Annotated in this window: 1 protein-coding gene; it reads right to left on the bottom strand. The window is 27.9% G+C overall.

Features of this window, described 5'->3' with window-relative positions:
• The coding region (locus NL42_RS19595; RefSeq protein WP_461314019.1) for a hypothetical protein at positions 1-1,158 on the bottom strand (1,158 nt) is incomplete at both ends.

Raw genomic sequence — 1,158 nt, 5'->3', positions numbered from 1 at the left:
TTTGTTAAAGAAATTTCTTTTTGATGTAGGTATGCATTTGCAAAAACTCCATCGGATAAAGATTTTTTTTTGGATTTTGTTTCAGAAAGATTTTTCTCTAAGAAAAACTGAATCGTATGATCCATGTTTTCGAAAGCTGTTAATATTTCGTTAAAGTAATTTCCAGATAATATCTCTTTTGTAATAACCTCCAAATAAGATCCAAAATCTTTAAGTTGAGGGTTGCAAGAATCTTTATCAATAGAAATATTTAACCAACCTGTTTCATCTATTTTAAAACGAATATTTTTTGCCTCAGTACACATATTTAAGAGATGAGATTGGATCTTCTCGTTAATAATCTTCTGGGCTATAGTTCCACATTCTCCGTCAGCACAAGCTGTAATTATTTGAGGATCAGTACAATAATTAAGAACTTCCTTTAGCATGAAATCATCTTCAATTGCACCAATTATAAATATCTTTGCAGAGTTAAATCTGGGAGAGTTTAATAATGAAATTGTTTTTTCAATATTATTATAATTCTCTCTTATTACTGATTCAGCAGTAAATGTAATAAAAAAAAGCTCATGTGAAAAACTAACAATATCTCCACGTTCTTTTATTAAATTGGATTCAAGTACTATTTTTCGGGTATCAATATCTATATTATTCGTCTTGCATAATCTATCAAATTCCCGTATTGAAATAGTAAAACGAGCCCTTTGTACTAAATAATTTGCTAATGAACTTAGAATTTCAATTCCATTTTGATAAAAATTATTTAGCTTTTTTCTAGCATAAGTTTCAAAAATTATAAATTTACTAGCATTTAATGGTAAAGAATTACCTATTTCTCCAATAAGAGAGGCCTCAAGCCCTGAGTTAGCAGTTTCTAGTAGATTTAAAATATGGGTTGAATGATCGGTGTTTTTACTAGTTTTAGATAAAATAATTTTAAATTCTTGTGTAGGAGATTTTACATAAATTTCATCTATTTTTAATAAGTCATGATAAGCAAGATTGTTTTGACTGCTAATAATAATTTTTGCATTGTAGCGCAATGAGAATGCTTTTAGGCTTCTTGTTAACTGAGGCTGGAGGCTGATAGGACATTCATTATAACCATCTAAAAATATAATTATAATTTTCCCAAGAATTCTTGATGTTTTAATTAAT

The organism is Acinetobacter sp. GN11 (assembly GCF_054823985.1).
Note: the sequence above shows the minus strand (reverse complement) of the source record. Positions and strands in the feature narration are given on the sequence as shown.